We start from the raw sequence: 23,261 nt of genomic DNA, 5'->3' as shown, positions 1-23,261 counted from the left end.
TGCCGGTGCGTCCGGCGTGTGTGCCCTTGAACCCGGGAATCCTCCCCAGGGAGACACCGCCATGCGACCCGGGACCGGTCATGCGGTGTTCCACGTCCGTGTCCCGTCTCTTTTCCTCTTTTTTCCCTCGCTATGAAGTTTGTCTTTTCCGCGTGCCTCCGGACACCTCTCCTGGCCGCGCTCACCACCTGTTCTCTGCTCACGATCAACGCCGCCGCGCAAAGCCCGGCATCAAAACCCAAAGTCACGCCCAAACCCGCAGACGCTACCAAACCGGCTTCTGGTGACGAAAAAGTCTTGCCGGAGGTGATCATCACCGCTGAGCCGGACCGTTACACCACGCCCTACGCCAACAAGACCACGCGTTCTGAAATCCCGTTGCGGCAGTACCCGCAATCGGCGCAGGTCATCACCCGCACGCTGATGGATCACCAGCTCGTGCAGCATCCCGGTGATGTGGTGAAAAACTTCAGCGGTGTGGTGGGCAATGACTGGCGTGAGATGAACAACACCCAATTCATTATCCGTGGCTTCAACTCCGCCCCTTACCAGGACAACTTCCAGCTCTACTATCCCGGTCCGGCCAGCGAGACACTGATCAACACGGAGCGCGTGGACGTTATCAAGGGCCCCACGGGCACCGTGTTTGGCGGATCAGCGGGCGGGCCGCTCGGCGGGCTGCTGAACTACGTCTCAAAACGCCCGGAGAAGGAGGCCAGCTACATGATGGGCATGAACGCCGGAAGCTGGGGTGCCTACGGCAATGTCTGGGACATCAACCAGCCGCTGGACCGCGAAGGACGCGTGCTCTTCCGCATCACAGGAGACGTGCGCGAGATACGCGATGTGAATCCTTTCATCAACGGGCATCTGACCAGCTTTTTCCCCACGCTGGCCATCTCGCTGAGCGATGACACCACATTGACTCTGCGCGGACGCTACTCCGACCGCTCGCAGACGGATTACAGCGGCCTGCCGGCCGCGGGCACGGTGAATCCCGCCACCTTCAACTTTGACCGCTACACGATCTTCCGCGGTGAAGGTCAGCCAGCCGCCTCCTCGAAGACCCGCAGCCTCAACGCGGAGCTGAAGCACAACTTCAACAGCGACTGGAACTTCATCCTTGAGGCCAACTACATCGACCTGAATTTTGACCAGTACTCGGTCTTCCCCAGCCTGTTCTTCGCGCCGGTGGGAACGCTCTACACGGTCGATTCCGGCACGCTGCTGCAGAACATGCACTCTTTCGCCTTCAATGCGCGAGTGAACGGCAAGTTTGAGACCAGCGCGCTGAAGCACACGCTGACCGCTGGCATGGACTTTGACCAGACCACGGACAATGGCGTGCTGCTGGTCAATCCTGGCATCGGAATCATCAATGTCAGCAACCCGGCCTACCCAGCCTTTGCGGGCGGTGGCTTCAGCTTTGCAAACCAGCACAATGACTATCGCACGGTTGCGTTCTTTCTTCAGGATCAGATCACGTTTGCCGAACGCTTTCACCTCATGGGTGCCATCCGCTGGAGCCATGTGAAGATCCACGACGTGGACATCACGAATCTCATCGACTCGCAACTGACCGATCGCCGCGTCACCGGCCGTGCTGGTGCTTCATTTGATGTCACCGACTGGATGACGGCCTTCGTCGGTTGGGGCCAGGGTTTCCAGTCGCCTATCGGCACAGCGATCGCCGGTCCGAAGAAACTGATTGAAGCCGAGCAATGGGAGGCGGGCTTCAAGTTTGAGCTGACCGACACGCTGCAAGGCTCGCTGGCGTGGTTCCACAACGAACGCACGAATGTGCCCGTGGCCGTCGGCCTGCTAAACGTGCAATCCGGCGTGCAGCGTGCGCAAGGCATCGAGGCTGACCTCGTCTGGCAGCCGACGAAGGAGTTCTCCGTGCTGATGAACTATGCCTATCAGGATGCGGAGGTGCGTTCCTCCACCACAATACCCACCGGCAATCACCTGCAGCGCATTCCCGAGCACTCTGGACGCATCGCCGTGCGCTACGACCGCAAAAGCGGTGCGCTGCGCGGCTTGGGCCTTGGCTTGGGCGTTACGATGGCCACCTCGAGAGAGGCGGATGCCGCGAACACCTTTTCCACACCAGGCTACGCCACGGTGGATGCGCAACTCAGCTACACCCGTGGCCCGGCCACACTGGCGCTCGGCATTCAGAACCTCTTCGATGCGCGATACTACCAGCCGCATGGCTTCCTGGGCGGAGCGGTGGCACCAAACGCGCCCTTCAACGTCTTCTGCCAGGCCACCGTGCGCTTCTAAATCCAACACCTCATACCGATGAACACCGAGCGTCGTGATTTCCTGCGTCAACTCACCTGTGTGCTGCCCGGCTTCGCAGTCCTAGCGCAGCCGGCAGCCGCGCAATCAACCTCCAAGCCCCCTGCCGCTGCGCATGACATGTCCGCCATGCCTGCGACGTGGATGGGCCAGGAGGTGATGGTCATGGTCCTGTATCCAGGATTCACGGCGCTCGATCTCATCGGTCCGCATTACTTCCTTTCCTCGCTGATGGGGGCTAAAGTCCTGCTGGCTGCAAAAACGAAAGAGCTCGTCAGCTCTGACACCGGTGTGAAATTCATGCCGGATGTCACCTTTGACGAGTGCCCGGCCAAGCTCGACCTCCTCTGCCTGCCTGGTGGCACCACCGGCACTCTCGCTGCCATGCAGGACGCGGAAATGATGGCTTTTGTCCGGAAGGCAGGTCAAAACGCCCGCTTTGTCTCCTCGGTCTGCACCGGATCACTGATTCTCGGCCAAGCAGGGTTCCTCAAAGGCCACAAGGCCACTTCCCACTGGCTGGTGAAGGACCTGCTGCCGCGTTTCGGTGCCACTCCTTCGGATGATCGCGTCGTGGAAGACGGCAACCTCATCACCGCCGCCGGTGTCACCGCTGGCATGGACTTCGGCCTCCACATGTCGCTGAAATGGCGTGACCGCGAGTACACCGACTGCCTCGCTCTTCTCGCCGAGTACGACCCGCATCCGCCCACAACGGCGGGTGATCCTGCCAAAGCACCCGCTCGGGCCAAAAAGCTCATGGTGGACATGCTTGCCGGGTTTCACACCAAGGTCGAGGCCGCCATTCAAAGTCACTGATTTTCCCCCAAACCCAAACAACACAAAAAATGATACATCCCTTCCCCCTTCTCAAACTCCCGATGACGCTGCTGACGTTTTGTGTCAGCTACGCCCTGCAAGCCCAGGACGCCTCGATCGAACGCGGCAAGACCGTTTACATGCAGGTCTGCTTTGCCTGCCACCAGCCCACCGGCCTCGGCTTACCGGGCATGTTCCCTCCGCTGGCCGGTTCCGACTGGACGGCGGCGAAAAAGCCCGACCGCATGATCCGCATGGTGCTGCACGGCGTCACCGGCCCCGTCACCATCAATGGCAAGCCCTTCGCGACGCCCGCGCCGCTCATGCCCCCGCAGGGTTCGGTGCTCAGCGACCAGCAGATCGCCGATGTGCTGACCTATGTGCGTGACAGCTTCGGCAACAAAGCCTCCCCCGTCACCCCAGATCAGGTGAAGGCCATCCGTGATGCCGAGCAGGCACGCACGGCCATGTGGACCGAGGCAGAGCTGCAAAAGATCCCCGTTGAGTGAGTCATGAGTAAAGAACCACCGGATTCCCCACCGCCGAGCATTCGGTACGTCTCCGCCGGTGCTGACCATCGCGTCAGCACCGGCACCTGGGTGCGCATCGCACTGGGGATCGGCATGGCGGTCGTCGGCACCTTGTATTTCGGCCGCAGCGTCAACCAATCCATGCCGCAGAAGCCGCTGCCGGTCGTCGCCCAAATCCAAGGTGACCTTGAAGTGACCGAACGCAGCGGACAGACCGTAAAGCTCTCCAGCCTGCGCGGCAAAGTCACCGTCATGGCCTGTTTATACACTGTTTGTCCGCACGGCTGTGCCGCTGTGGTGGCGCAGATGCAGAAGCTGAATGCGGCGCATCGCACGCGGCCTGACTTTCACCTCGTCTCCCTGGCTGTCGCGCCTGAACGCGACACACCAGGGTTTCTGAAAGCCTACGCGGAAGGTGTCGGCGCGAAGCCGGAAGACCCGTGGTGGTTTGTCACCGGCCCGCAGCAGTTGACATGGGATTACATGACCCGTGATCTGCAAATGCAGGCTCCGCTGCCCATTCCTGAGGAGAAGCGCATCAATCCGCTCGACCTCTACGAGCACGACTTGCGCCTCGTGCTCATCGACCGCCAGGGCCGCGTGCGCGGCTTCTACTCGGTCTTCCACCCTCAACCCGAGGTCGCTGAACTCATGACCGAACAACTCGGCCGCGACGTGCAGCGCCTCCTCGACCACCCCGAGCTCTAAACACACACCAGCATTATGAAACACATCGTCATCCTCCTTGTCAGCCTGTTCTTCACCACCTCCTGCGGCATCGCCAGCGAGCCCGTGACCTTCCTTTATCAAGGTGAGGTCGCCGGCGTCATGTGCAGCGCGTGCAGCAATCATGTGCAGACTGCGCTCGCCAAAATCCCCGGCGTAAAGAACGTGAGTGTCCTGCCTGCCAAAGACGGCGGACTCCCACGTCTCGAAATCACCGCCACCAGCGCCTCGATCACCCGCGAGGACTGTGTGAAGGCCCTCGGCGATCAAGCAAAGATGTATGACGTGCGCAGCCTGAAGCTGGCTGTGGCGAAGTAACCGCGCTTGTCTTGACACACCCTGCCTGGAACCCATAGTCGCGCCCGCTCATGCCCGCCCACCCACGACAGCCTCTACCACGCCCACTCGCCCAGCGGCTCGTGGTCATGCTCGTGTGCCTGTCCCTCGGCATGCACTGGGTGCTGCTGCAGGGCGTGGCTTGGACGGGCATGATCATCTCCTTCGCGAGCCAAGGCACCGTGCTGGAGGCTGTCGAGAAGACCTTCGATGGCCAGCATGGCTGCGCGCTGTGTGCGAAGGTGAAGGAGGGCCGCGAATCGAGTCAAAAGGAACCGGGACAGAGCAGCCAGTCATTGAAGAAAATCGACGCCGTGCTGGTGGAGATCACCAAGCTGGTCACGCCTGCGGCAAAAACCATCTCCTTTGTGTTTCTACGCGAAGAAGGCGAGAAACGGACACTGAGGCCGGAAATGCCGCCGCCACGACGCGGGCTGGTTTGAATGTCCATCGAACCTCCAAGTTCGATCCACTGAACTGCCGGACTTGAAAGTCCGGCCCACGCCCGATGCGCCTGCCGCCATTCACGCGGCTGGCCCTTTCTCCCCTCTCACTTTCCATGAAACCATTTCTCACTGTCTTTTTACTCTCACTCACCAGCGCCTCCTTCGCGCAGACCACTCCCGTCAAAAAAACCGCAACGACGCTCAATGAAGTCGTCGTCACAGCGAACAAATCGCCCTCGCTCACAGTTCCAAGCCTTCAGCAAAAGAAAGAACAGCTCGCCAAAACCATTCCCGGTGGCGCGGGCGTCGTCGATGCTGAAGAATACAAACGTGGCCGTGCCAGCACGCTCAAGGACGCGCTCGATTTCGCCCCTGGCGTCTTCGTCCAATCGCGCTTCGGCGCGGAGGAGTCGCGCCTGTCCATCCGTGGCTCCGGCATTCAACGTACTTTCCACGGGCGCGGTCTTTGGCTCATGCAGGACGGCATGCCACTGAACCTGGCCGACGGAGGGTTCGACATGCAGGCCATTGAGCCGCTGGGCACCAATCACATTGAGGTCTATCGCGGAGCGAACGCCCTGCAGTACGGCGGCACCACCCTCGGGGGAGCGATCAACTTCATCTCGAACACGGGCCACACGGCATCGCCCTTCCAGGCGCGGTTTGAGATCGGCAGCTTCAACACGCGGCGCGCGCAGATCTCCTCCGGGTTTGTGAGCGGCAACACGGACGTCTATGCCAGCATCACCTCCTCGCAAACAGACGGCTTCCGTGACTACAGCGAGCAGGAAAGCCTGCGCATCTTCGCCAACATCGGCACCAAGATCAGTGCGAACCTTGAAAACCGCTTCTACCTCACCTGGGTGGACAGCAAATCGCAACTGCCCGGCTCGCTGACGAAGGCGCAGTTTGAGGCCAATCCGCAGCAGGCCAACGCCGGCAGCATCGCGCTCAGACAGCGTCGAGATTACCAGCTTCTCCGCCTGGCCAACAAGCTGACCTACTCTGATGGCGACAACACGCTGGCGTTCTCCTTGTTCTGGTCCTGGAAAGACCTGGATCACCCCATTTTCCAGGTGATCGACCAGCTCAGCAACGACCTCGGCTTCGATCTGCGTTACGACGGCCGCAATCATCTGCTCGGCCTCGACAACGATCTGACGATCGGTGTGAACTACATGTATGGCAACGCCGAGGACGACCGCTTTGCGAACGTTGGCGGCCAGCGTGGCGCCAGGCTGGCGCAGAACCGCCTGCAGTCGATGAACCTGAACTTCTACTTCCAGGACCAGCTCCATCTCACGGACACACTCTCGCTCATTTTCGGCTCCTCCGTCACTTACGCGAACCGTGACCTGAACGAGGAGACGCTCTTCGGCCTCAACAACACAGACCGCCAGGAATTCTGGGGTTTCAGCCCGAAGCTGGGCCTGCTGTGGGAGGTGACACCGAAGGCGCAGGTTTATTTCAATGCCAGCCGCAGCTTCGAGCCGCCGTCGTTCGGCGAATTGACCGCCATCGGCGCGGGCTTCCCCTCGCTGGTCGCTTTGAAACCGCAGACAGCCACGACGCTGGAGATCGGCACCCGTGGCGAGGCTGAGCGCGTCGCCTGGGACTTCAGCTACTACTACGCGTGGCTGGATGACGAGCTGCTGACCCTTGGCGTGCCGGGGAATGCCACGCTGACGAGCAACGCCGGCCGCACGATCCATCAGGGCATCGAGTTCGCGCTCAACGCCGATCTAGTGCGGAATCTGACCACCGCATCGCAGGACAATTATGACCGTCTCGTGCTGCGCCAGAACTTTCTCTGGAATGACTTCCGCTTTGCGCGTGACGCGCGCTGGGGTGACCGCATGCTGCCGGGCATCCCGCCGTTTTATTACCGTGCCGAGATGTTGTATGAGCACCCATGCGGCTTCTACTTTGGACCGAATGTGGAATGGTCACCGCACAAATTCGCCGCAGATCTGGCGCGTACGACGTTCGCCGATCCATACGCATTGCTGGGCCTGAAGCTCGGCTACCGCACGAAAAAAGGCGTCTCCTTCTTCGTCGAGGCCCGCAACATCACCGACGAGAACTACTCCCCCACCACCGGTGTGGTGCAGAATGCCACCGTGGCCGGCAGCACCGCCGTCTTCCTTCCCGGCGACGGCCGCGCCTTCTATGCGGGCATCGAATTCAAATGGTAGCCGGCTCCGCCGCAGCTCAGGGTTAAGGGCGCGGAGCGGAAAACCGCGAAGCGCCCTTGGCTCCGAGTTTCAAATTCTCCAGACTTTATCCTCGCTCTCATGAACTCCCGCCTCATCCGCAAACTCCACCGCTGGCTCGGCCTCGCCTTCAGCCTCTCCGTGCTCATCGCCTCCGGCAGTGGTGTCATCCACAACGTCATGACGCGCACGCAGGCCCCGCCGCCGCAGGCGAAGCCCTCCGGCGGCGGCATGGACGTGAACGCCATCAAGATCAGCGTCGCCGAGGCTGTGTCGAAGCTCAGCGAGCCGAATCCCGAGGTTCTGGCCGTGAACCTGCGCGGTATCGGCGGCCAGCCTTGGTATCAGATCTACACGAAGGCATCGCGTGCGCCGCAATACGTCAGCGCTGTCGATGGCAAGGTCGATCCTTCACGCGATGAAGCCTATGCCGCCGAGATCGCGAAGAACTTCCTCGCCGGAGCCGAAGTGAGGAAGACGGACTTCCTCACCGCCTTCAACACCGAATACATCAACATCTTCCGCATCCTGCCGGTGTATCGCTTCGACACCGGCGATGCGCTGGAGACACGTGTCTATGTTTCCACCACGACCGGCAGCGTCACACGTCACACCGACAAGCAACGCCAGTTCGAGGCCACCATCTTCACGAACTTCCACAAGCTCGGCTTCATCCCGAACAAAGACCTGCGCGACCTCGTGCTCACCGTGCTGACCTTCGGCACCTTCCTCGTCGCCTGCCTCGGCGTCGCGCTTTTCTTTGCCACCCGGCCGAAGAATCGGTGAATTCTTCGTTTCGTGAAGTTTTGATCTTCTCGTTTGCGGGCGGATGCGCTACTCCTCGCCGGAAATCCGCCGCTGGCGGCCCCCCACACCCATGAAAAAGCTCATTTCCATCGCCACCCTCGCTCTGACACTCGCCACCGCGCACGCGGAGCTTCCTGCCTCCCACAAAGCGGCCATCGAGAAGCTCATCAACGTGATGCAGGTGCAGAAGCAGTTCGAGAAATCTCTGATCGCCGGTTTCGAGTCGGGCATGGGCACCAGCAGCGATCAGATCAAGGCCCTGCCGCAGGAGCAGCAGGACAAATTCCAAAAAGCCATCGCCAAGGTCAAGGAGGTCATGCTCGAAATGATGAGCTGGGAGAAAATGAAACCAGACCTCATCGAGGCCTATGGCAAAAACTTCACTGAAAAGGAAGCCAACGACATCATCGCCCATATGGACACGCCCGTCGGCCAGATGCTCGTTTCAAAACAAGCGGCGATGGTGGGCGACGTCATGGCGCTGACCCAAGAAAAGATGAAAGTCATCATGCCGAAGGTCATGCAAGTCATGCAGGAGGAAATGACCAAATAAAGAGACTGTCTCCGAACGCGTTAGTTCATACCCCGGCCATGATCGCACGCCTTTTTTCCGTCCTACTCGGCTCACTGCTGCTCTCCCCTGGCATCCTTCAAGCCCAGGCACCGGCCGCAGAGCTCGTGTCCGTGGAAAAAATCTGGGACAAGGCCGCGCACAACGGCTTCACGGACATCACCCGCTTCCAGAACCTGTTTTACCTCTGCTTCCGCGAGGCGGACTCGGGCACCACCGGGGAAGGAGTGATCCGCATCATGATTTCCGCCAGCGGGAAGACCTGGATCGAGCAGGGCACCATCGCCGAGGCCGGCACCGACCTGCGTGATCCGAAACTCATCGTCACACCGGATGAAAAACGTCTCTACCTGCTCTGCGGCGGTCAATCCGCCACGCAGGGCCGCCAGCCGCGCTATGCGACGACGATGGACGGCAAGGTCTGGACGCCGATGCAGAAACTTCTGACGAAAGGCGACTGGCTCTGGCGCGCCACGATCAATCCGGCGGACAAGCGCTTCTACGGCGTCAGCTTCAACATCCACCCAAACTCCGGCGGTCCTGCGCCGGAGAAGGAGTGGTCGCTGAAAACCTACGCCAGCACGGACGGCTCCGTGTGGCAGCTCTCGTCCATCATGAACGTGCCGGGACAACCGGGAGAAACGACGCTGCGCTTCCTCAAAAACGGCACCGCGCTCGCGCTGGTGAGCAGGCAGGGCGCAGATCGCAAAGGTGTCATCGGCACCGCGCAGGCTCCCTATCGTGATTGGACCTGGGCGGCGACAGGTCTGCCACTCGGCGGGCCGAATTTCATCGAACTACCAGACGGAAAGCTCATCGCCGGCTCACGCGGTTTCGGAGCTACCCCTGGTGCGCACATGGTGCTGTTTGCGATGACGCCAAACAGCCTCACGCCCATCCTCGAACTGCCCAGCGGCGGGGATTGCAGCTACCCCGGCCTCTACTGGCACGATGACCTGCTGCATGTGACCTATTACTCTAGCCACGAAGGCAAAGCCGCGATCTACTACGCCCGCGTGAAGATCAAGTAAGCGGTGAGCCAACAGCCCTCACTCACTTCTTGGAAGCTTCCGTGCTCGAATTGATTTGCGCGAATAAGTCGTCCTTCGTTGCCATCTTGAATACTTCTTTGCCGCTCTTGTCAAAAATCCGCAATGCATAGCCAGCGAGGCGGTCAGCTGTGTCCACCCCGAATTTCCCCATGCTAGTAGTTCCTTTCTTCAGCTTATGGAGAACGATCTCTTTGGTGTCCACCGCCATGCTGCCTGAAGCCGGAAGCGCTTTGATGTCAGCGCTTCCGCTGACGAAAACCAGACGCTTCTCGGGTTTGCGCCAATCGGATTCACTTTCTCCGGCACGTCGAGAGCGCTTACTGCTCGGAGGAGGAAGTTCCTCCTCCCGGAAACACCAATAATCCATCCGAAGATCTGAAAGCGCGACCTTCATGCGGCTGGTGATTTTGATCTGATATACCCAAGTTTCATACTCATGGATGTCCAGAGCCTCGCCCTCCTGTTGCTTCTTCTTCTCCTCGCCGATTTTCTTTGTCGTGTGTTCCACCTTAAAATCATAGCGCACATTCGCCGCCGCCCAGTCCGCGATGTGCTTCTGGTCCGCCGCGGAAAAGGTGGTGGCAGGGAGGCTGAACAAACGTCCGTCCGCCACTCGCTTGAGTGTGACCTGTCCTGCGTCCGTAGAAACGACCTCAGCCTGAAGTTTTCTGCCCTGCTGGTCGGTGAATTCATGAGCTACAACCTTCAGGCTCGAGAAGAAAATCAAAAACAGACCGAAATAAAAAGTCTTCATGAGGGAGATTGGCGGAAGGATTCCTGAGGTAACCACACCTAAAGTTTATGCAAGGCGATGTGCCATTCCGTGATCTTTATTGGGAACTTAAAAGATGGTCCAAGTATATTCCACAAATACCGCCTGAATTTTGGGAAAAAGTTCTTAGTCGGATAGCACCAGCATTGATACTCCGGTTATCTCAATTCCTCCGTCAAAATTCTCATTCTGATGATCACGGCAATCCGAAATGGATGGGCGCAAATATTTGATCGCTTCGCGGAGTTTATTCATCTCTCCCTCCCCATTCGTAGAACGTGACACTGCAAACCTGAAGCGAGCCGTGTCTGACAATGCCGTTTTACCCAAAGGAAATTGAATGTTGGAGAACAACTGAACATAAGAGCAGTAATACCCCTTGCCTTGTCGTTTGATATCAAAGATTCCCTGCAACGGGATGGCTTGTACCTGAGATTGATGTAATTCAGCTTTTGTTGCGAAACTAAGACCACAGCGGACATCGAGCCCGCTGGCATAATTGACCTTAGTGAATGGCTTATACCCGGTGGCTTGCCTCAAATCATGTCCACCTTTGATGAGAAACTCGATGGCCAACGGCCTGCCTTGCACAGAGCGGGTGTCGATCAGCAAGTCACGGACACTGGAAGGGGTTTTACCGGGCAAGGCTGGACCTAGCTTCAGCGTGTGTATCGTGCCGTGCGGATTCTTGATGGAGAAGTTCGTCACGAGGACTGAGGAGCCTGCGATTTTGTCCTCCGGCGGTAATTCAGAATCCCAGCGGCCAACCAAGGTGATCCGCTTGATTTTCGTGACATCATAGTTTGCCTCGAATCTTCGTTCAGCAGGCGTCAAACGCCTGACGTCGCTGATTTCTCCCGGTTTGATGCTTACTGCGGAGCCGCCATCAAGACTCACATATTTGTCGCCTACAGGCTCAAATACCCAGATCGAGCCTTCATGCACTCCAGCGATGTCAGTTGCACCATCGGTTGAGACGAAGAATTCTGTTCCTTTTACTGCGAGCAGGGCGGACGGCGTTTTGAGCCGAAAGGTTTTTTCCCGTCGTTTTCTGACTGTCTCAGGGTCAATTTTCAGGAACAACTGGCCCTTCAACAATTCCAGGTGCTGTTGTCCGCACTGACTGGCGGTATTTGTTTTCTTCTCATTTCCCCCGGTCGGTGGGGCAGGCAAAGAGACCTCCGAGGCAGGCCAGGCTGGCAGCCGGACTTCGGTGTTAGCAGCGAGTCGTGCGATTCCAGCCGCCGGTATGACCAAGGTCGCCGCCCCATCTGGACCTGTGCGGATGGTGGCGCCAGCACCGCTAAGGACGGCATTGCTAGCCAGACCAGCCTCCACGGGGCGGGCAGGTCCGGAACTTGTGTCCGCAGTAACCGATCCCTTCACATCCACCACCATGACTTTAGACGAGTCCACATCCAGGGGAACATCGGGCCATGGCGGTGCGGAGTAGACTTGTGACGCCGTGAGAAGAAGAATCAGCCTTCCGAGTGAATTCATAAGCGGTGTTGGTCAATGGCTAAGGGAAAAGCTCCTCAGGACAAACGCAGGATGAAGATAGGCAGTGTGATTCTTTCGTGCCCACGATCAAACGAATTTTCTCCGGCGCACAATCCATGAATTGTGGGTTGCTCACCATATGACTTCCCACACCGCCTGCGGCTCCGGGATGCCCTTCAGCACTAAATCTGGATGCGGCACAGTGTTTATCTGGCCATCCAGAATGGAATGCGTGCGGGCGGAAACGAGGATCCTGCCGCCCTCAGCCTGGGACTCGATGCGGGCGGCGAGATTCACCGCCCGGCCGATGACGGTGTAGTCTAGAAAGCTCTCGGAACCGAAGCTTCCGACGTTGACGTAGCCAGTATGAATGCCGATGCCGATCTGCAGCGGATCGTAGCCACGTTTGCGCCAGTTCTCGTTCAGGCGGGACATCTCATGCTGCATGTCCATGGCCATCTGCACGGCATGGAGCGCGTGTTGGTCATCTGCCGACGGCGCACCGAAGAAAACCATGACGCTGTCGCCAATGAATTTATCGAGGGTGCCCCCGTGGCGCTCGATGAGCGGGGTCATGGCAGCGAAGTATTCGTTTAAACGCGAAGCGACCTCGTCGGGTTCGGCACGTTCGGTCCAGGCGGTGAAACCGCGGATATCCGAAAAGAAAATCGTCAGTTCACGGCGTTCAGTCGCACCGGAAGAACCCTGTTCGGCATTTACCAAGCGCTCCAGAACCGGCCGAGCGATGTAGCGGCCCAACACATGGACCACGCGTGTGCGATCCTGCTTCATGGCCGCCGCCTCCAAGCCAAGCAGACCCAGGGTTGCGGCTCCAAAAACGCCCAGAACAGGCACCACTGGCAGCATCAGGTTCGCTCCAGCTGCCAGAACTGCTCCTGCCGCCCACGCCGCGATCATAATCAAAAAAAACAAAATCCCCAGCCAAGGTCGCATCGGACGAATACACAAGGCCAGCAGCGCGCCCGCACCTGTGATAAACAAAGCCTGCTGCCACCATGGCGGAAAATGCAGGTGATCCCCGGTCAGAATGTTACTCACCACTGTGGCCTGCACGGCAACGCCAGGCACGCGGCCTATGGATGAACTTACCACATCCGTGTTTCCAGTGCTCACGAGGCCGATAAGAGCGAGGCGCCCTTTCATGGCGGCGACGATCTGTTCTCCTAGCTCTTTCGACTCCACTGCTTGGTATAAGTCGAGATATTCAAATGCGGGCGTGAACACCTCAAGGTCACCGAGGAAATTGACGCGGTAGTGACCATGCTCGTCAATCGGAACACGCAGCGTGCCCCGCGGCGTGTCCACCAGCGTCACTGCCTTACCTAGCTCGATGCTAACCTGATCATCCCGCAGTCCCAGCGCGGACATGACCGTCTGCAGGGCCAGGCTCGGGTACAACCGCCCCTCATGCGCGAAGAACAGCGGTAGGCGGCGGATCACGCCATCGGCATCCGGCACCGCGTTCACTGCCCCATAGGTTACCGGCAGTTTCTCAAACGGCGGCACCGGCAGCCGACCGCGCACTAGCTTCAAATCGTTCACATTCAGACCGAAGCGGCTGCCATCCGTGAGAAAGTGTGCTCGGTCTTCCGCTCCGGGCGCATGCGTGTCTGTTTCCGCCTGCTCAAAGTGGTAGGCCAGCGTTATATTCGCCTGTTGTCTGATGGCAGTCTTTAAGCGCTCGTCCTGCGACACATCCGCCGAAGGCTCCGTAAAAAGCACATCAAAGGTGATGTGCTTCGCTCCAACGGCGTTGAGAATGCTCAGCACATCCCCGTGCACCGCGCGTGGAAAGGGCCAGCGCCCGAGCTGCGAACCCACATCCCGATCCCCGATGCCCACCAGCCGCACATCATCCGATACTGGACGGGGCTTCCTCAAACGCAGCCGGTAATCGATTGTAAGATTCTCCAGCGGATCTAGCAGTCCGCCCCATGCCAACAGGGCAAAAAACAAGCCGATAAGGCCACCGAGAATAGCACGGGCTTTGGGGAGGAGCAGGCCTTTCATGCTGGAGCAAATAGACGATACACTTGCAACTCGCTCTCCTGCAAGACAATCCACTCAGATGTGGCGATGCTTCGCTATTATATATTTTGGAGATACCGAAGAACCAATCTCATGGTAAAATGCGCAAATGCGTTTGCGCTGATTCTCATCTTTTTGTAGCCTCGTCGCTGTGAAAAAGCATTCGTGTATTTCCCTCGTGCGTCTCGTAGTTGGTATCAACGGTCTCCTTGTATGGTCGGCAAAGGCCCAGGACGGAGCAACGCTGCTAGTGGAAGAAGTAAGGGTCGTCTCTGCCACTGGCATGGTCGCGGCAAAATCTGCGGACGGGAAGTCCATCACCATCAAACTGGGGCCTGTCTCACCCGGTGAAACTCCTGCCGGGGTGAAATTAGGACCTGGCAGCATGCTCATCACAGGACCTGCGGGCGGAGCATATGTGTCGATCCCATCCGTCGGCATGTTCAAGGCAGGTCCGAACACGGAGGTTCTAATCCCAAAGAAGGATGAACCGAAGACGCACAGTCTTGAAATGCTTAAGGGCCAAATGTTCATGAATCTCTCTGCTGACGAGATCAAGAAGCGTGGAAACTCCACTTTCCGCCTCAAGACTCCGGCATCGCTCCTGGCAGTGAAAGGAACCCGCTTTTTCGCCCTCGGCCAGAAGAAGGGGACCACAGTGGGTCTGCATCAAGGAAGCGTCGAAGTCACGGAAACTGGCACCAACCAGAGCAGGGTACTCAGCCCGGGTAGTGCTGTTGATGTCAGCATGGGAAACATCGGCGTGGAAAGACCGCTGTCAGACGAGGAAAAGTTGTTCGAGAAATTTTACGCCTTCGCCACCATTCCTGCGGGTGGGTTCACGAATTCCCTGGGCATGAAATTTGTGCCGGTGCCAGGAACCAATGTGCTTTTCTGCATCCATGAGACAAGGCGCCAGGATTACGCGGCTTTCGCCGCAGGTTCTGCAGGAGTGGACGACTCCTGGAAGAGTGGAGATTACAATGGGGTTCCCTACGGGCATGAGGACACTCATCCTGTCATGTCCGTGAGTTGGGAAGATGCTCAAGCGTTCTGCCAGTGGATCGGCGGCAAAGAAGGCCTTGTCTACCGCCTGCCCACTGATCGCGAGTGGAGTTACGCAGTTGGTATCGGCGAAAAAGAAAAGGCCACTTACAAAGATTACACCATCGCCGGGTTGAGCATGAATCTACAAAACATCTTTCCGTGGGACGGCAGGTATCCGCCGGTGGCTGGAGACAAGATTGGTAATTATGCGGATTCCTCATTCAAAGAGAAAGCTTCAAGCAGGTCTGCCATCAAAGGATACACCGACGGTTTCCCCACCACAGCTCCGGTGATGAGCTTCAAACCTAATAAACTAGGCATCTATGACCTCGGCGGCAATGCCTCGGAGTACTGCGAGGACTGGTATGATCCCAAAAAGGAAAAGCATATCACTCGAGGAGCGTCTTGGTACAACGGAGATGCCACCACCCTGAAGTCATCGCACCGGTCTTCCAGCCAGCCAGGCAGCCGCAGCCGTGACGATGGTTTTCGGATGGTTCTAGTGCGGACAGGGGGCTAGACGGATGCAATTATTCGTTTGAGGCCAAAACCGGGGTTCTCGGGCCGTTCTCATCCGCCCATGATTCAACGTGCCGTCTTTCTCCTCCTCGCATTCGCTGCCTTGTCCTCCGAAGCCTTGGCGAAGGAGGAGCAGCCGAACATCATTTTCATCCTCAGCGACGATCTCGCCCAAGGCGACCTCGGCTGTTACGGCCAGAAGCTCATCCAAACGCCGAATCTCGACCGCATGGCGAGCGAGGGCACGCGCTACCTGCAGGGCTATTGCGGCACGAGCGTGTGCGCGCCCTCGCGCTCGGTGCTGATGACAGGTTTGCACACCGGACATTGCCCGATCCGTGCAAACCGCGAAGTCCAGCCCGAAGGCCAGAAGCCGCTGCCCGCAGGCACGATCACGGTGGCGAAGATCCTGAAGGACGCGGGTTACGCCACCGCCTGCTGCGGAAAGTGGGGCATGGGCATGTTCGACACGACGGGCAGCCCGCTGAAGCTCGGGTTCGACCACTTTTTCGGCTACAACTGCCAGCGGCACGCTCACAGCTACTTCCCGACGTATCTCTACAACGACGACAAGCGCTTCGAACTCCCGGGCAACACAGGGAAGGGGATCGGCAAGACCTACGCGCAAAACTTGATCGCCGACGAGACACTGAAGTTCGTGCGCGCGAACAAGGACAAGCCTTTCTTTCTCTACTACTCGATCACACTGCCGCATGGCACCTTCGAGATCGACGACCAGGGCATCTACAAGGACAAGCCGTGGACCGAGACGCAGAAAAACTACGCCGCGATGGTCACCCGTCTCGATAGCGACATCGGCCGCCTGCTTGCGTTGCTCAAGGAACTCAAGATCGACGAAAACACCCTCGTCATGCTCGCCGGGGACAACGGCTCCTCGTTCGATCCGAAGTCCGAGGTCGGAAAGCTCTTCGACCAGGCCGCGAACGGCCTGCGGGGATTCAAGCGCGGCCTTTACGAAGGCGCGCTGCGCCAGGCCGCTCTCGCACGCTGGCCCGGGCAGGTGCCTGCGGGTCGTGTGACGGAAGAACCCTGGGCCTTCTGGGATTTCCTGCCCACCGCCGCGGAACTGGCCGGGGCGAAAATCCCCGCCGAATGCCACCCCGACGGCCTCTCGCTGGTCTCCTTTCTCAAAGGGGGCCCTGCTCCGAAGCGCGACCATTTTTACTGGGAACTCCACGAAGGAGCGTCTCTCCAGGCGGTGCGTTTTGGCGTCTGGAAAGCTGTCCGCAACGGCCCTGAAAGCCCCATTGAGCTTTATGATCTCAAAACGGACGCCGCCGAGTCTAGGAACCTGGCAGCCGGGAAGCCCGACTTGGTTGCCAAAGCCGAAGCTTTGATGAAATCCGCTCGCACGGAGCATCCCGACTGGCCTTTGGTACAAAAACGGGCGGGGAAGGGGAAAAAGAAAAAGTAAGCGGCCACGGGGGCGCTTTGGTTCTAGTAATTTTGAAATTCCACTGCCTTGAGAGTGAACAAGACTTGATAATCTATAGAATTTTTAATAGATTTGGTTCTGCATGAGCTTTCCTTCCCTCACCGCCTCGTTTTCTGCCCCTGCTTCCGCCTCCCGCAACGGCGAGCAGTTCTCCCAGGAACTCGCTGCTCTGGTGGATGAAATTCAGCGCACTCGGGACTGGTTCAGTGCCCAGATCGAGGCCCAGCTCAGCAGCCTGCATCAGCTCCGCTCCTCCATTAAAGCGGATGAGCCGGCCGTCAGCACCTCCATGGCGACGCTCTTTGAAGAACCTCATCCCGTGGAAGCCACGCCCGTCGAAAGCGTGGTGGAGGCACCCGTTACGAACGCCCCGCGCCAGCCGCACCAGGCCATCGTCCTGCCGCCGACGCACATCACCGCCATCGATCCCGAGCTGGAACAAGCCACGCTGCGCGAACTGAATGACGCGCTGTCCCGCGCTTTTTCGGAGATCTCCACCCGCGGCGGCATGCTGGGCTGATTTTGCGCAAGTTGAGCCACGCGATGATTCTCCGGCAAGCTCATGGGTGGCGCTGACGTACAAGAGCGCTCCTCATGAACAACGATTTCGACTCCAATCTCTGCCGTCGCGACTTTCTCACCTCCACCACGAAGACCGTCGCGGGTCTCTCCGTCCTCTCCGGCATCAGCCTCCCGCATGTGCATGCCGCCGGCAGCGATGAGATCAAAGCCGCGCTCATCGGCTGCGGCGGTCGCGGCACCGGCGCTGCCAGCAACGCCATGGGCGTGCAATCCCGCGTGACCCGCCTCGTGGCGATGGCCGACGTCTCCAAAGATCGCCTCGACGCCAGCTTTGACAATCTCTCCAAAAAGCACCCCGACCGCATGTCGGTGTCCGAGGATGCGAAGTTCATCGGTTTCGATGCCTACAAGAACGCCATCGACAGCCTGCGCAAAGGCGATGTGGCCATCTTCACCACGCCGGTGGCCTTCCGCTGGGTGCATTACAAGTACGCCATCGAAAAAGGCGTGAACGTCTTCATGGAAAAGCCGATCTGCACCGACGGCCCCACCGCGCGTCGCCTGCTCGCGCTGAATGAAGAAGCCAAGAAGAAGAATCTGAAGGTCGGCGTCGGCCTCATGTGCCGCCACTGCCGCGTGCGTGGTGAGCTCTTCAACCGCATCCAGGACGGCGAGATCGGCGATCTCATGCTCATGCGCGCCTACCGCATGCAGGGCGTCATCGGCAGCGTCTTCACCCCGCGTCGTGATCCGAAGGCGCACCCGAACGAGCTGCTCTGGCAGATCAAAAACTTCCACAGCTTCCTCTGGGCCTCCGGTGGTGGCTTCAGCGACTTCAACATCCACAACATCGACGAAGCCTGCTGGATGAAGAACGACTGGCCCGTCGAAGTGCAGGCCAGCGGCGGCCGCACCGATCGTGGAGACAACGTCGATCAAAACTTCGACCACTACTCCTGCGAGTACACCTTCAAGGACGGCGCGAAGCTCTACCTCGAAGGCCGCACGCAGTTGAACGTGCACACGCAGTTCGCCACCCAGGTTCACGGCACGAAGGGCAGCGCCATCGTCTCCACCGCCGGCCACTTCCCCTCGAAGGCCATGACCTTCAAAGGTCAGAACATGGTGCGCTCGAACATCATCTGGCGTGGCAAGCAGCCGGAGCCGAATCCGTACGATCTCGAGTGGCAGGACCTCATCGAGGCCATCACCAAGGACAAGCCCTACAACGAGGTCGAGCGCGGCATCAAGTCCAGCGTCACCACCGCCATGGGCCGCGCCGCCGCCCACACCGGCCAGGTCGTGCGCTACAACGACTACATCAACAGCGCCTTCGAGTTCTCCCCGAACGCCGACAAGCTCACCATGGACGGCCCGCCGCCCATCGTGGCCGACAAAGACGGCAACTATCCCTTCCCGAAAGCCGGGCAGTTCAAGGACCGCGAATACGCCATGGAACCCCAGGCCAATCCGTTCCCGCTCATCCAGTTCCCGCCGGAAGCCGCCCCCGAGCCCCTCAGCCCGCCGGAGCGTCCGAAAGCCAAGGCACCGGATAAAAAGAAGGCCAAGGCGTGATCGCAGCGCGTCGTCCGTTCTCCTGATCCCAACCGGTGCCGCGTGAAAGCGTGGTACCGGTTTTTTGTGCCCGTGTCAATCCGTGCTCAACCGCTTCAACGTCCGCCTTCACTTCCGCGATGGAGCCTGCATGGCGGGAGAGGGGCTGGTTTTCGATCACCTTACAACGCCAGCCTTAACTCATTCGCCAAAAACGCTCATTAGCCCATCCGGCAGGAAAACCCATCGCGGCTGGATCGACGAAAGGATGAGACAGGAGCAGTTTTTCAAGCCGTTGGTGCCAGCCTGAATGAGGGGCGATTCGTTGCATCAGATCGTGGATGACCACCGCGAAGGCATAGAAGCGGTCATTTGTGGTCAGGAAGGACTGGTGTCTCTTGGCGATGGTGATTTTGATGACCATTTGCCGGTTCCAGAGGCGGGCATGATGGGCGCAGAGATTGCGCACGTAGGTCAGGGCGTGCAGCCAGTTACGTAGGATTTGCTCATCCACTCCGAAGTGGGCCGCGATTTGCTTTCTCTCCGCCGTCATCCGCAGGTTTTCAAAGATCTGTGACCAGGTTCCCAGAGTTAGTGTCTCGGCCACCATCCACGCCGGGGGCAGATAAGGGGCGGTGTATTTGCTGAAGTAGTGATTGATGAATACCTCGTGATGAGGCCTGGCTGGATTGCTCCCGCCGCTGGGGATGGAGAATTCTTTGTCAATCCTGTTCAGCAAGTCGTGATGCCGGAAACGTCGCGAGGCAGGATTGAAATGTGTGGCATCCATGAACCAATGCGGGCCATGGCGGACACACATTTCGTTCACGATCACACTCCGGGCCGCCACCTCGATCCGCTCCACGGCATCCATTACCAGCAGTCGCAGTTCCCGATCGAACCGGTAAAGGTTCAGGATGGAATCAAAGGTCGTTCCCTGCTTGAAAGGTTTGTCAGGCTGGTGGTGATGCTGTAGCGGTAAAGCATAGGCTGACAGGCGGTAGTAGCCGATGAAGCGCAGGTAATGCTCTGCTTCGGCTGTGTTCTCCACCAACAGCCCCCTGCTTTGGAGCTTCTGCAACTGCTGCGGCACGTTCAGCGCTGGCTTTGCAAAGTTCATCGGCGGCGTTCCCCGGAAATAAAGCACCCGCCCTGGTGCGCTTCTTCGAGAGGCGTGGCGGGTCTGTTAACGAAACTGTGCGTCAAGCTTGCGGTAATTGCAACCCTCCATTTTTTAGCGTTGAACTCCCTCCTGTACCAGAACCGGCTTCATCGCTTGCGCGGTGCCATACGAAGATCTGATCAGACCTGCAAGATGAGCCAGAATCCGGGCAAGCGGTTCACGGGGAGGAAACGCGCAGGCCACGCATTTTGCTCCTCGAAGTCATGACCCTGTGATGCTGGATGCCTCACGGAAGAGGAGACGGCACGAACCCGATGCGAATGGCGCAGGCGATGAGTGGGTATTGTCAGAGAGTTGAACGCTCAACGGCCGCAGGACATGAATCCCAAAGCAGAAGCGCCTGCGCGCCTCACTCCTCCGGCTCGACGATGAAGCGGTCCTTGACCCAGGCAACACTGGCACGGTGGGCAAAGCTGGGGCTGAGGTCGGCGGGCTGGACGACCACCGTGATGGTGCGCCCATACCGCGGGAGATAGTAGCGCGTGATCGGCCCTTCCACGCCGTCCTTGGGGAGTTTGAGAGGCCAGGCTTTTTTCGTGATGTCCACCGGCCGTCCCTGGTCATCGAGCGTGAAGATTGTGAGGTCCTCAAAGAAGGGATCGGCGCCATCATCCACGACGGCCACCACCGGGCTCTGATCAGGTCGGCGGAACAGGGCCAGTGTGTAGGTGGGCTGCGCTCCATCACCATGAGTGCGGAGATAACCGTTCGGCACATCCACCACCGCTCCGTTTTTCTTGCTAAGGAGCGAGGCACGGTCCGGAGTCTCCAGGTGGAGTTTCTTCGCGTCGCACAGCAGGTGAAAAAAATCCACGACAGACATCGAGGCCGGCGGTGTCGCGGCAGGTGCCGGACCCGGCGTGGCAACGACGAACAACAGCACCCAGACCAGACCCAGTTTCGCTCTCATGCCTCAATCTGGTCTCGACAAGGCCTGAAGGCAATCACTGTGCGCCGCGTGGGCGCCGGTGCCCAGAATGCCCGGCATTATTTGTGGAGTGTAGGTTTCACTCGCAGGAGATCACGCGGCGGCCATCAGGGAGATGCGCTTGTATTGAGGGCCGTTGGTGCGCTGGGCTTCTTCCAGGTCGTAGGCCCGCTGGAGGTTGAGCCACAGGTCCACGGAGGTGCCCAGCGCCCGGCTCAGACGGATGGCGCTGTCCACCGTGATGCCACGGCGCTCCTTCACAAGATCATTGATCCGGCTCACCGGCAGCCCGGTCGCCTGGGCGAGCTGGGTTTGTGTGATGCCGCGCTCTTCGAGCACTTCCTTCCGCAGGATGCGCCCCGGGTGGATGCTCGGCAGGCGTTCGGCTGTCTTGGCACGGGATTTTAGCATGGTTTTCATGGGTCAGTGATAATCGGTGATTTCCACGGCGGTCACGAGGATTTTATCCGCGTTCCAGAGGAAGCAGATGCGCCATTGCTTGTTGATGCGCACGCTCCACTGGCCTTTGCGTTTGCCACTCAGCTTCTCAGCGCGGAGGGAGGGGAAGGCCCACAGGTCCTCGATGCGGACCATGGCATCCAGCAGCGCCAGCTTCTCACGGGCGCTCCCTTGGATGTCACGCGGCAGCTTGCGACTCACTTCGCCACGAAAAATCTTTTCCGCCTCGCGGTCGGCAAAGGACTCGATCATGCCCCGATTTTAACCAAAACCGGAAAGCCGTCCAGTTGTCCTTGGCGGCGCAGGCGGTGCTGTCAGACCGTTGCACACCAATGCCGTTTCCACGGCTTCATGCAGACCGGGCGGCGTTCTGCTGCGCCAAACAAAATGCCTGGCATGAATGGCACTCATTTAAGGCCCAGCGTCGTTGATTATTGCGAGGGTAAACCGACTGGTTTCAGCCGACTTTGAGAGGGCCAAAATACTCACAGCGTGGGTACAACGACCCGATGGGCGAATGGTTCAAGCCGCATGGCACTTTTCACCTGCTTTCTGCCCCACTTCCCGCGCACGCTTCAAGGACGTGCGAAGACCTCCGCCTCCAGCCGCGTTGTCAACGAACTGCAAAAGCTCCGCGACCTGGCGCTGCCCGATCTGGCCGCCTTGCTTGGCACTCTGCTGCCTGCGGACTTCTTTGCCAAAGCACCCGATGCGAAGGCCAAACGCGAGCGCCTTTACCCGCCGGTGACACTCTTCTGGGCCTTCCTCTTCCAGGTGCTCAACCCCGCCATGCCTTGCCAGGAAGTCGTCGGTAAGATCCGCGCATGGGTGCTCACACGCCGCGACAAGCGCAGCAAACCTTCGCTGGGCACCGCCGCTTACTGTCAGGCACGCTGCGGTCTCAGCCAGGGGCTCTTGCAGGCCGTCTTTGACGAACTGCGCGATCATCTGTGCCGCCGCGCCGCCTCCGCCTGGCTGTGGTGCGGGCGACGTGTGAAGGTGCTGGATGGCACCAGCTTTTCCATGCCCGACACCAAGGAGAACCAAAAGCAGTGGCCCCAGCCCCGCACCCAGAAGAAGGGCTGCGGCTTCCCCGTCGCCAAGATGCTCGGCGTCTTCTGCCTCTCCACCGGCGCATGGCTTGGTCATGCGCTCTCGAAGTGGCGCTGTCACGACCTGGGCCTGTGGCAGAGCATCCGCCACCTGCTGGAAAAAGGCGACGTGCTCGTCGGCGACGCCGGCTTCTGCGCCTACGCCCTGATGGCCGAACTCAAGGAGCGCGGTATCGACACCGTCTTCCGCCTGCATCAAAAGCGCTCCAAGGACATGCGCCGGGGCAAAAAGCTCGGTCGCGACGACCGCCTGCAAGTCTGGAGCAAACCCACGCAGCGCCCCGCTGGCAGTCCGTGGAAGAAGCGCGCCTGGAACAAGCTGCCCGCGCAGCTCGAAGTGCGGGTGGTGCGCGTGA

22 protein-coding genes are annotated in these 23,261 nt (G+C 59.2%); 15 read left to right on the top strand and 7 right to left on the bottom strand.

The window, feature by feature from the left end:
* Positions 1–132 precede the first annotated feature (132 nt).
* From ACILSE_RS12040 to ACILSE_RS11995, 10 genes are all read left to right on the top strand, one after another.
* Positions 133–2,286, top strand: coding sequence for a TonB-dependent siderophore receptor (locus tag ACILSE_RS12040; RefSeq protein WP_395717642.1), 2,154 nt, complete (start codon positions 133–135; stop codon positions 2,284–2,286).
* Between the two features lie 18 nt (positions 2,287–2,304).
* A complete protein-coding gene (locus ACILSE_RS12035; RefSeq protein WP_395717641.1) occupies positions 2,305–3,123 on the top strand; it encodes a DJ-1/PfpI family protein in 819 nt (272 codons plus the stop codon).
* Positions 3,124–3,152: 29 nt separating this feature from the next.
* Complete coding sequence (locus ACILSE_RS12030; RefSeq protein WP_395717640.1) at positions 3,153–3,632, top strand: c-type cytochrome; 480 nt, start codon at positions 3,153–3,155, stop codon at positions 3,630–3,632.
* A 3-nt stretch (positions 3,633–3,635) separates the two neighbouring features.
* The gene (locus ACILSE_RS12025; protein ID WP_395717639.1) at positions 3,636–4,361 is read left to right on the top strand and encodes an SCO family protein; all 726 of its coding nucleotides are present in this window, start codon (positions 3,636–3,638) and stop codon (positions 4,359–4,361) included.
* Positions 4,362–4,376: 15 nt separating this feature from the next.
* Positions 4,377–4,697, top strand: a complete 321-nt coding sequence (locus ACILSE_RS12020; protein WP_395717638.1) for a heavy-metal-associated domain-containing protein — start codon at positions 4,377–4,379, stop codon at positions 4,695–4,697.
* Between the two features lie 50 nt (positions 4,698–4,747).
* Positions 4,748–5,158, top strand: a complete 411-nt coding sequence (locus tag ACILSE_RS12015; protein ID WP_395717637.1) for a hypothetical protein — start codon at positions 4,748–4,750, stop codon at positions 5,156–5,158.
* 116 nt (positions 5,159–5,274) lie between these two features.
* Complete coding sequence (locus tag ACILSE_RS12010) at positions 5,275–7,356, top strand: TonB-dependent receptor family protein (protein ID WP_395717636.1); 2,082 nt, start codon at positions 5,275–5,277, stop codon at positions 7,354–7,356.
* Positions 7,357–7,455: 99 nt separating this feature from the next.
* Positions 7,456–8,160 (top strand): hypothetical protein, encoded by a 705-nt coding sequence (locus tag ACILSE_RS12005; RefSeq protein WP_395717635.1) that lies wholly within the window; start codon positions 7,456–7,458, stop codon positions 8,158–8,160.
* A gap of 91 nt (positions 8,161–8,251) precedes the next feature.
* A complete protein-coding gene (locus ACILSE_RS12000; protein WP_395717634.1) occupies positions 8,252–8,734 on the top strand; it encodes a DUF2059 domain-containing protein in 483 nt (160 codons plus the stop codon).
* A gap of 38 nt (positions 8,735–8,772) precedes the next feature.
* Positions 8,773–9,783 carry a sialidase family protein gene (locus ACILSE_RS11995; RefSeq protein WP_395717633.1) on the top strand — a complete coding sequence of 337 codons (1,011 nt, stop codon included), beginning with the start codon at positions 8,773–8,775 and terminating at the stop codon, positions 9,781–9,783.
* Between the two features lie 22 nt (positions 9,784–9,805).
* On the opposite strand, the gene ACILSE_RS11990 is transcribed toward ACILSE_RS11995, so the two are convergent.
* From ACILSE_RS11990 to ACILSE_RS11980, 3 genes are all read right to left on the bottom strand, one after another.
* The gene (locus tag ACILSE_RS11990; RefSeq protein ID WP_395717632.1) at positions 9,806–10,558 is read right to left on the bottom strand and encodes a hypothetical protein; all 753 of its coding nucleotides are present in this window, start codon (positions 10,556–10,558) and stop codon (positions 9,806–9,808) included.
* 144 nt (positions 10,559–10,702) lie between these two features.
* Complete coding sequence (locus ACILSE_RS11985; protein ID WP_395717631.1) at positions 10,703–12,076, bottom strand: FecR domain-containing protein; 1,374 nt, start codon at positions 12,074–12,076, stop codon at positions 10,703–10,705.
* Positions 12,077–12,208: 132 nt separating this feature from the next.
* A complete protein-coding gene (locus ACILSE_RS11980) occupies positions 12,209–14,107 on the bottom strand; it encodes a CHASE2 domain-containing protein (RefSeq protein ID WP_395717630.1) in 1,899 nt (632 codons plus the stop codon).
* A gap of 196 nt (positions 14,108–14,303) precedes the next feature.
* On the opposite strand from ACILSE_RS11980, the gene ACILSE_RS11975 reads away from it, so the two are divergent.
* The 4 genes from ACILSE_RS11975 to ACILSE_RS11960 all read left to right on the top strand — a co-directional run bounded on the left by ACILSE_RS11975 (position 14,304) and on the right by ACILSE_RS11960 (position 19,244).
* Positions 14,304–15,692, top strand: coding sequence for an SUMF1/EgtB/PvdO family nonheme iron enzyme (locus tag ACILSE_RS11975; RefSeq protein ID WP_395717629.1), 1,389 nt, complete (start codon positions 14,304–14,306; stop codon positions 15,690–15,692).
* Between the two features lie 60 nt (positions 15,693–15,752).
* Complete coding sequence (locus ACILSE_RS11970; protein ID WP_395717628.1) at positions 15,753–17,126, top strand: arylsulfatase; 1,374 nt, start codon at positions 15,753–15,755, stop codon at positions 17,124–17,126.
* Between the two features lie 103 nt (positions 17,127–17,229).
* Entirely contained in the window at positions 17,230–17,667 is a 438-nt protein-coding gene (locus ACILSE_RS11965; RefSeq protein WP_395717627.1) for a hypothetical protein, read from the top strand.
* A 74-nt stretch (positions 17,668–17,741) separates the two neighbouring features.
* Entirely contained in the window at positions 17,742–19,244 is a 1,503-nt protein-coding gene (locus ACILSE_RS11960; RefSeq protein WP_395717626.1) for a Gfo/Idh/MocA family protein, read from the top strand.
* 175 nt (positions 19,245–19,419) lie between these two features.
* Here the strand turns inward: ACILSE_RS11960 and ACILSE_RS11955 are convergent, their stop codons facing one another.
* The 4 genes from ACILSE_RS11955 to ACILSE_RS11940 form a co-directional block, all read right to left on the bottom strand.
* On the bottom strand, positions 19,420–20,343 hold the full coding sequence (locus ACILSE_RS11955; RefSeq protein ID WP_395717625.1) for an Abi family protein: 924 nt from the start codon (positions 20,341–20,343) through the stop codon (positions 19,420–19,422).
* 412 nt (positions 20,344–20,755) lie between these two features.
* The gene (locus ACILSE_RS11950) at positions 20,756–21,316 is read right to left on the bottom strand and encodes a hypothetical protein (RefSeq protein ID WP_395717624.1); all 561 of its coding nucleotides are present in this window, start codon (positions 21,314–21,316) and stop codon (positions 20,756–20,758) included.
* Positions 21,317–21,427: 111 nt separating this feature from the next.
* On the bottom strand, positions 21,428–21,754 hold the full coding sequence (locus tag ACILSE_RS11945; protein WP_395717623.1) for a HigA family addiction module antitoxin: 327 nt from the start codon (positions 21,752–21,754) through the stop codon (positions 21,428–21,430).
* A gap of 3 nt (positions 21,755–21,757) precedes the next feature.
* Positions 21,758–22,045 carry a type II toxin-antitoxin system RelE/ParE family toxin gene (locus ACILSE_RS11940; RefSeq protein WP_395717622.1) on the bottom strand — a complete coding sequence of 96 codons (288 nt, stop codon included), beginning with the start codon at positions 22,043–22,045 and terminating at the stop codon, positions 21,758–21,760.
* Between the two features lie 279 nt (positions 22,046–22,324).
* On the opposite strand from ACILSE_RS11940, the gene ACILSE_RS11935 reads away from it, so the two are divergent.
* Positions 22,325–23,261 (top strand): IS4 family transposase (locus ACILSE_RS11935; protein WP_395717621.1); only part of this gene is annotated, 937 nt, incomplete at its 3' end.

The sequence above is a fragment of the Prosthecobacter sp. genome, assembly GCF_044236155.1.
GTDB lineage: Bacteria > Verrucomicrobiota > Verrucomicrobiia > Verrucomicrobiales > Verrucomicrobiaceae > Prosthecobacter.
This window is presented reverse-complemented; position numbering and strand designations above follow the sequence as displayed.

Bases quoted from the DNA above. Each gene is read 5' to 3' on its own strand.
- ACILSE_RS12010 (WP_395717636.1), top strand. From the start codon at position 5,275: ATGAAACCATTTCTCACTGTCTTTTTACTCTCACTCACCAGCGCCTCC.
- ACILSE_RS12035 (WP_395717641.1), top strand. From the start codon at position 2,305: ATGAACACCGAGCGTCGTGATTTCCTGCGTCAACTCACCTGTGTGCTG.
- ACILSE_RS12040 (WP_395717642.1), top strand. From the start codon at position 133: ATGAAGTTTGTCTTTTCCGCGTGCCTCCGGACACCTCTCCTGGCCGCG.
- ACILSE_RS12005 (WP_395717635.1), top strand. From the start codon at position 7,456: ATGAACTCCCGCCTCATCCGCAAACTCCACCGCTGGCTCGGCCTCGCC.
- ACILSE_RS11940 (WP_395717622.1), bottom strand. From the start codon at position 22,045: ATGATCGAGTCCTTTGCCGACCGCGAGGCGGAAAAGATTTTTCGTGGC.
- ACILSE_RS11950 (WP_395717624.1), bottom strand. From the start codon at position 21,316: ATGAGAGCGAAACTGGGTCTGGTCTGGGTGCTGTTGTTCGTCGTTGCC.
- ACILSE_RS11955 (WP_395717625.1), bottom strand. From the start codon at position 20,343: ATGAACTTTGCAAAGCCAGCGCTGAACGTGCCGCAGCAGTTGCAGAAG.
- ACILSE_RS11965 (WP_395717627.1), top strand. From the start codon at position 17,230: ATGAGCTTTCCTTCCCTCACCGCCTCGTTTTCTGCCCCTGCTTCCGCC.
- ACILSE_RS11990 (WP_395717632.1), bottom strand. From the start codon at position 10,558: ATGAAGACTTTTTATTTCGGTCTGTTTTTGATTTTCTTCTCGAGCCTG.
- ACILSE_RS11980 (WP_395717630.1), bottom strand. From the start codon at position 14,107: ATGAAAGGCCTGCTCCTCCCCAAAGCCCGTGCTATTCTCGGTGGCCTT.
- ACILSE_RS11945 (WP_395717623.1), bottom strand. From the start codon at position 21,754: ATGAAAACCATGCTAAAATCCCGTGCCAAGACAGCCGAACGCCTGCCG.
- ACILSE_RS12025 (WP_395717639.1), top strand. From the start codon at position 3,636: ATGAGTAAAGAACCACCGGATTCCCCACCGCCGAGCATTCGGTACGTC.
- ACILSE_RS11960 (WP_395717626.1), top strand. From the start codon at position 17,742: ATGAACAACGATTTCGACTCCAATCTCTGCCGTCGCGACTTTCTCACC.
- ACILSE_RS12030 (WP_395717640.1), top strand. From the start codon at position 3,153: ATGATACATCCCTTCCCCCTTCTCAAACTCCCGATGACGCTGCTGACG.
- ACILSE_RS11985 (WP_395717631.1), bottom strand. From the start codon at position 12,076: ATGAATTCACTCGGAAGGCTGATTCTTCTTCTCACGGCGTCACAAGTC.
- ACILSE_RS12000 (WP_395717634.1), top strand. From the start codon at position 8,252: ATGAAAAAGCTCATTTCCATCGCCACCCTCGCTCTGACACTCGCCACC.
- ACILSE_RS12015 (WP_395717637.1), top strand. From the start codon at position 4,748: ATGCCCGCCCACCCACGACAGCCTCTACCACGCCCACTCGCCCAGCGG.
- ACILSE_RS12020 (WP_395717638.1), top strand. From the start codon at position 4,377: ATGAAACACATCGTCATCCTCCTTGTCAGCCTGTTCTTCACCACCTCC.
- ACILSE_RS11970 (WP_395717628.1), top strand. From the start codon at position 15,753: ATGATTCAACGTGCCGTCTTTCTCCTCCTCGCATTCGCTGCCTTGTCC.
- ACILSE_RS11995 (WP_395717633.1), top strand. From the start codon at position 8,773: ATGATCGCACGCCTTTTTTCCGTCCTACTCGGCTCACTGCTGCTCTCC.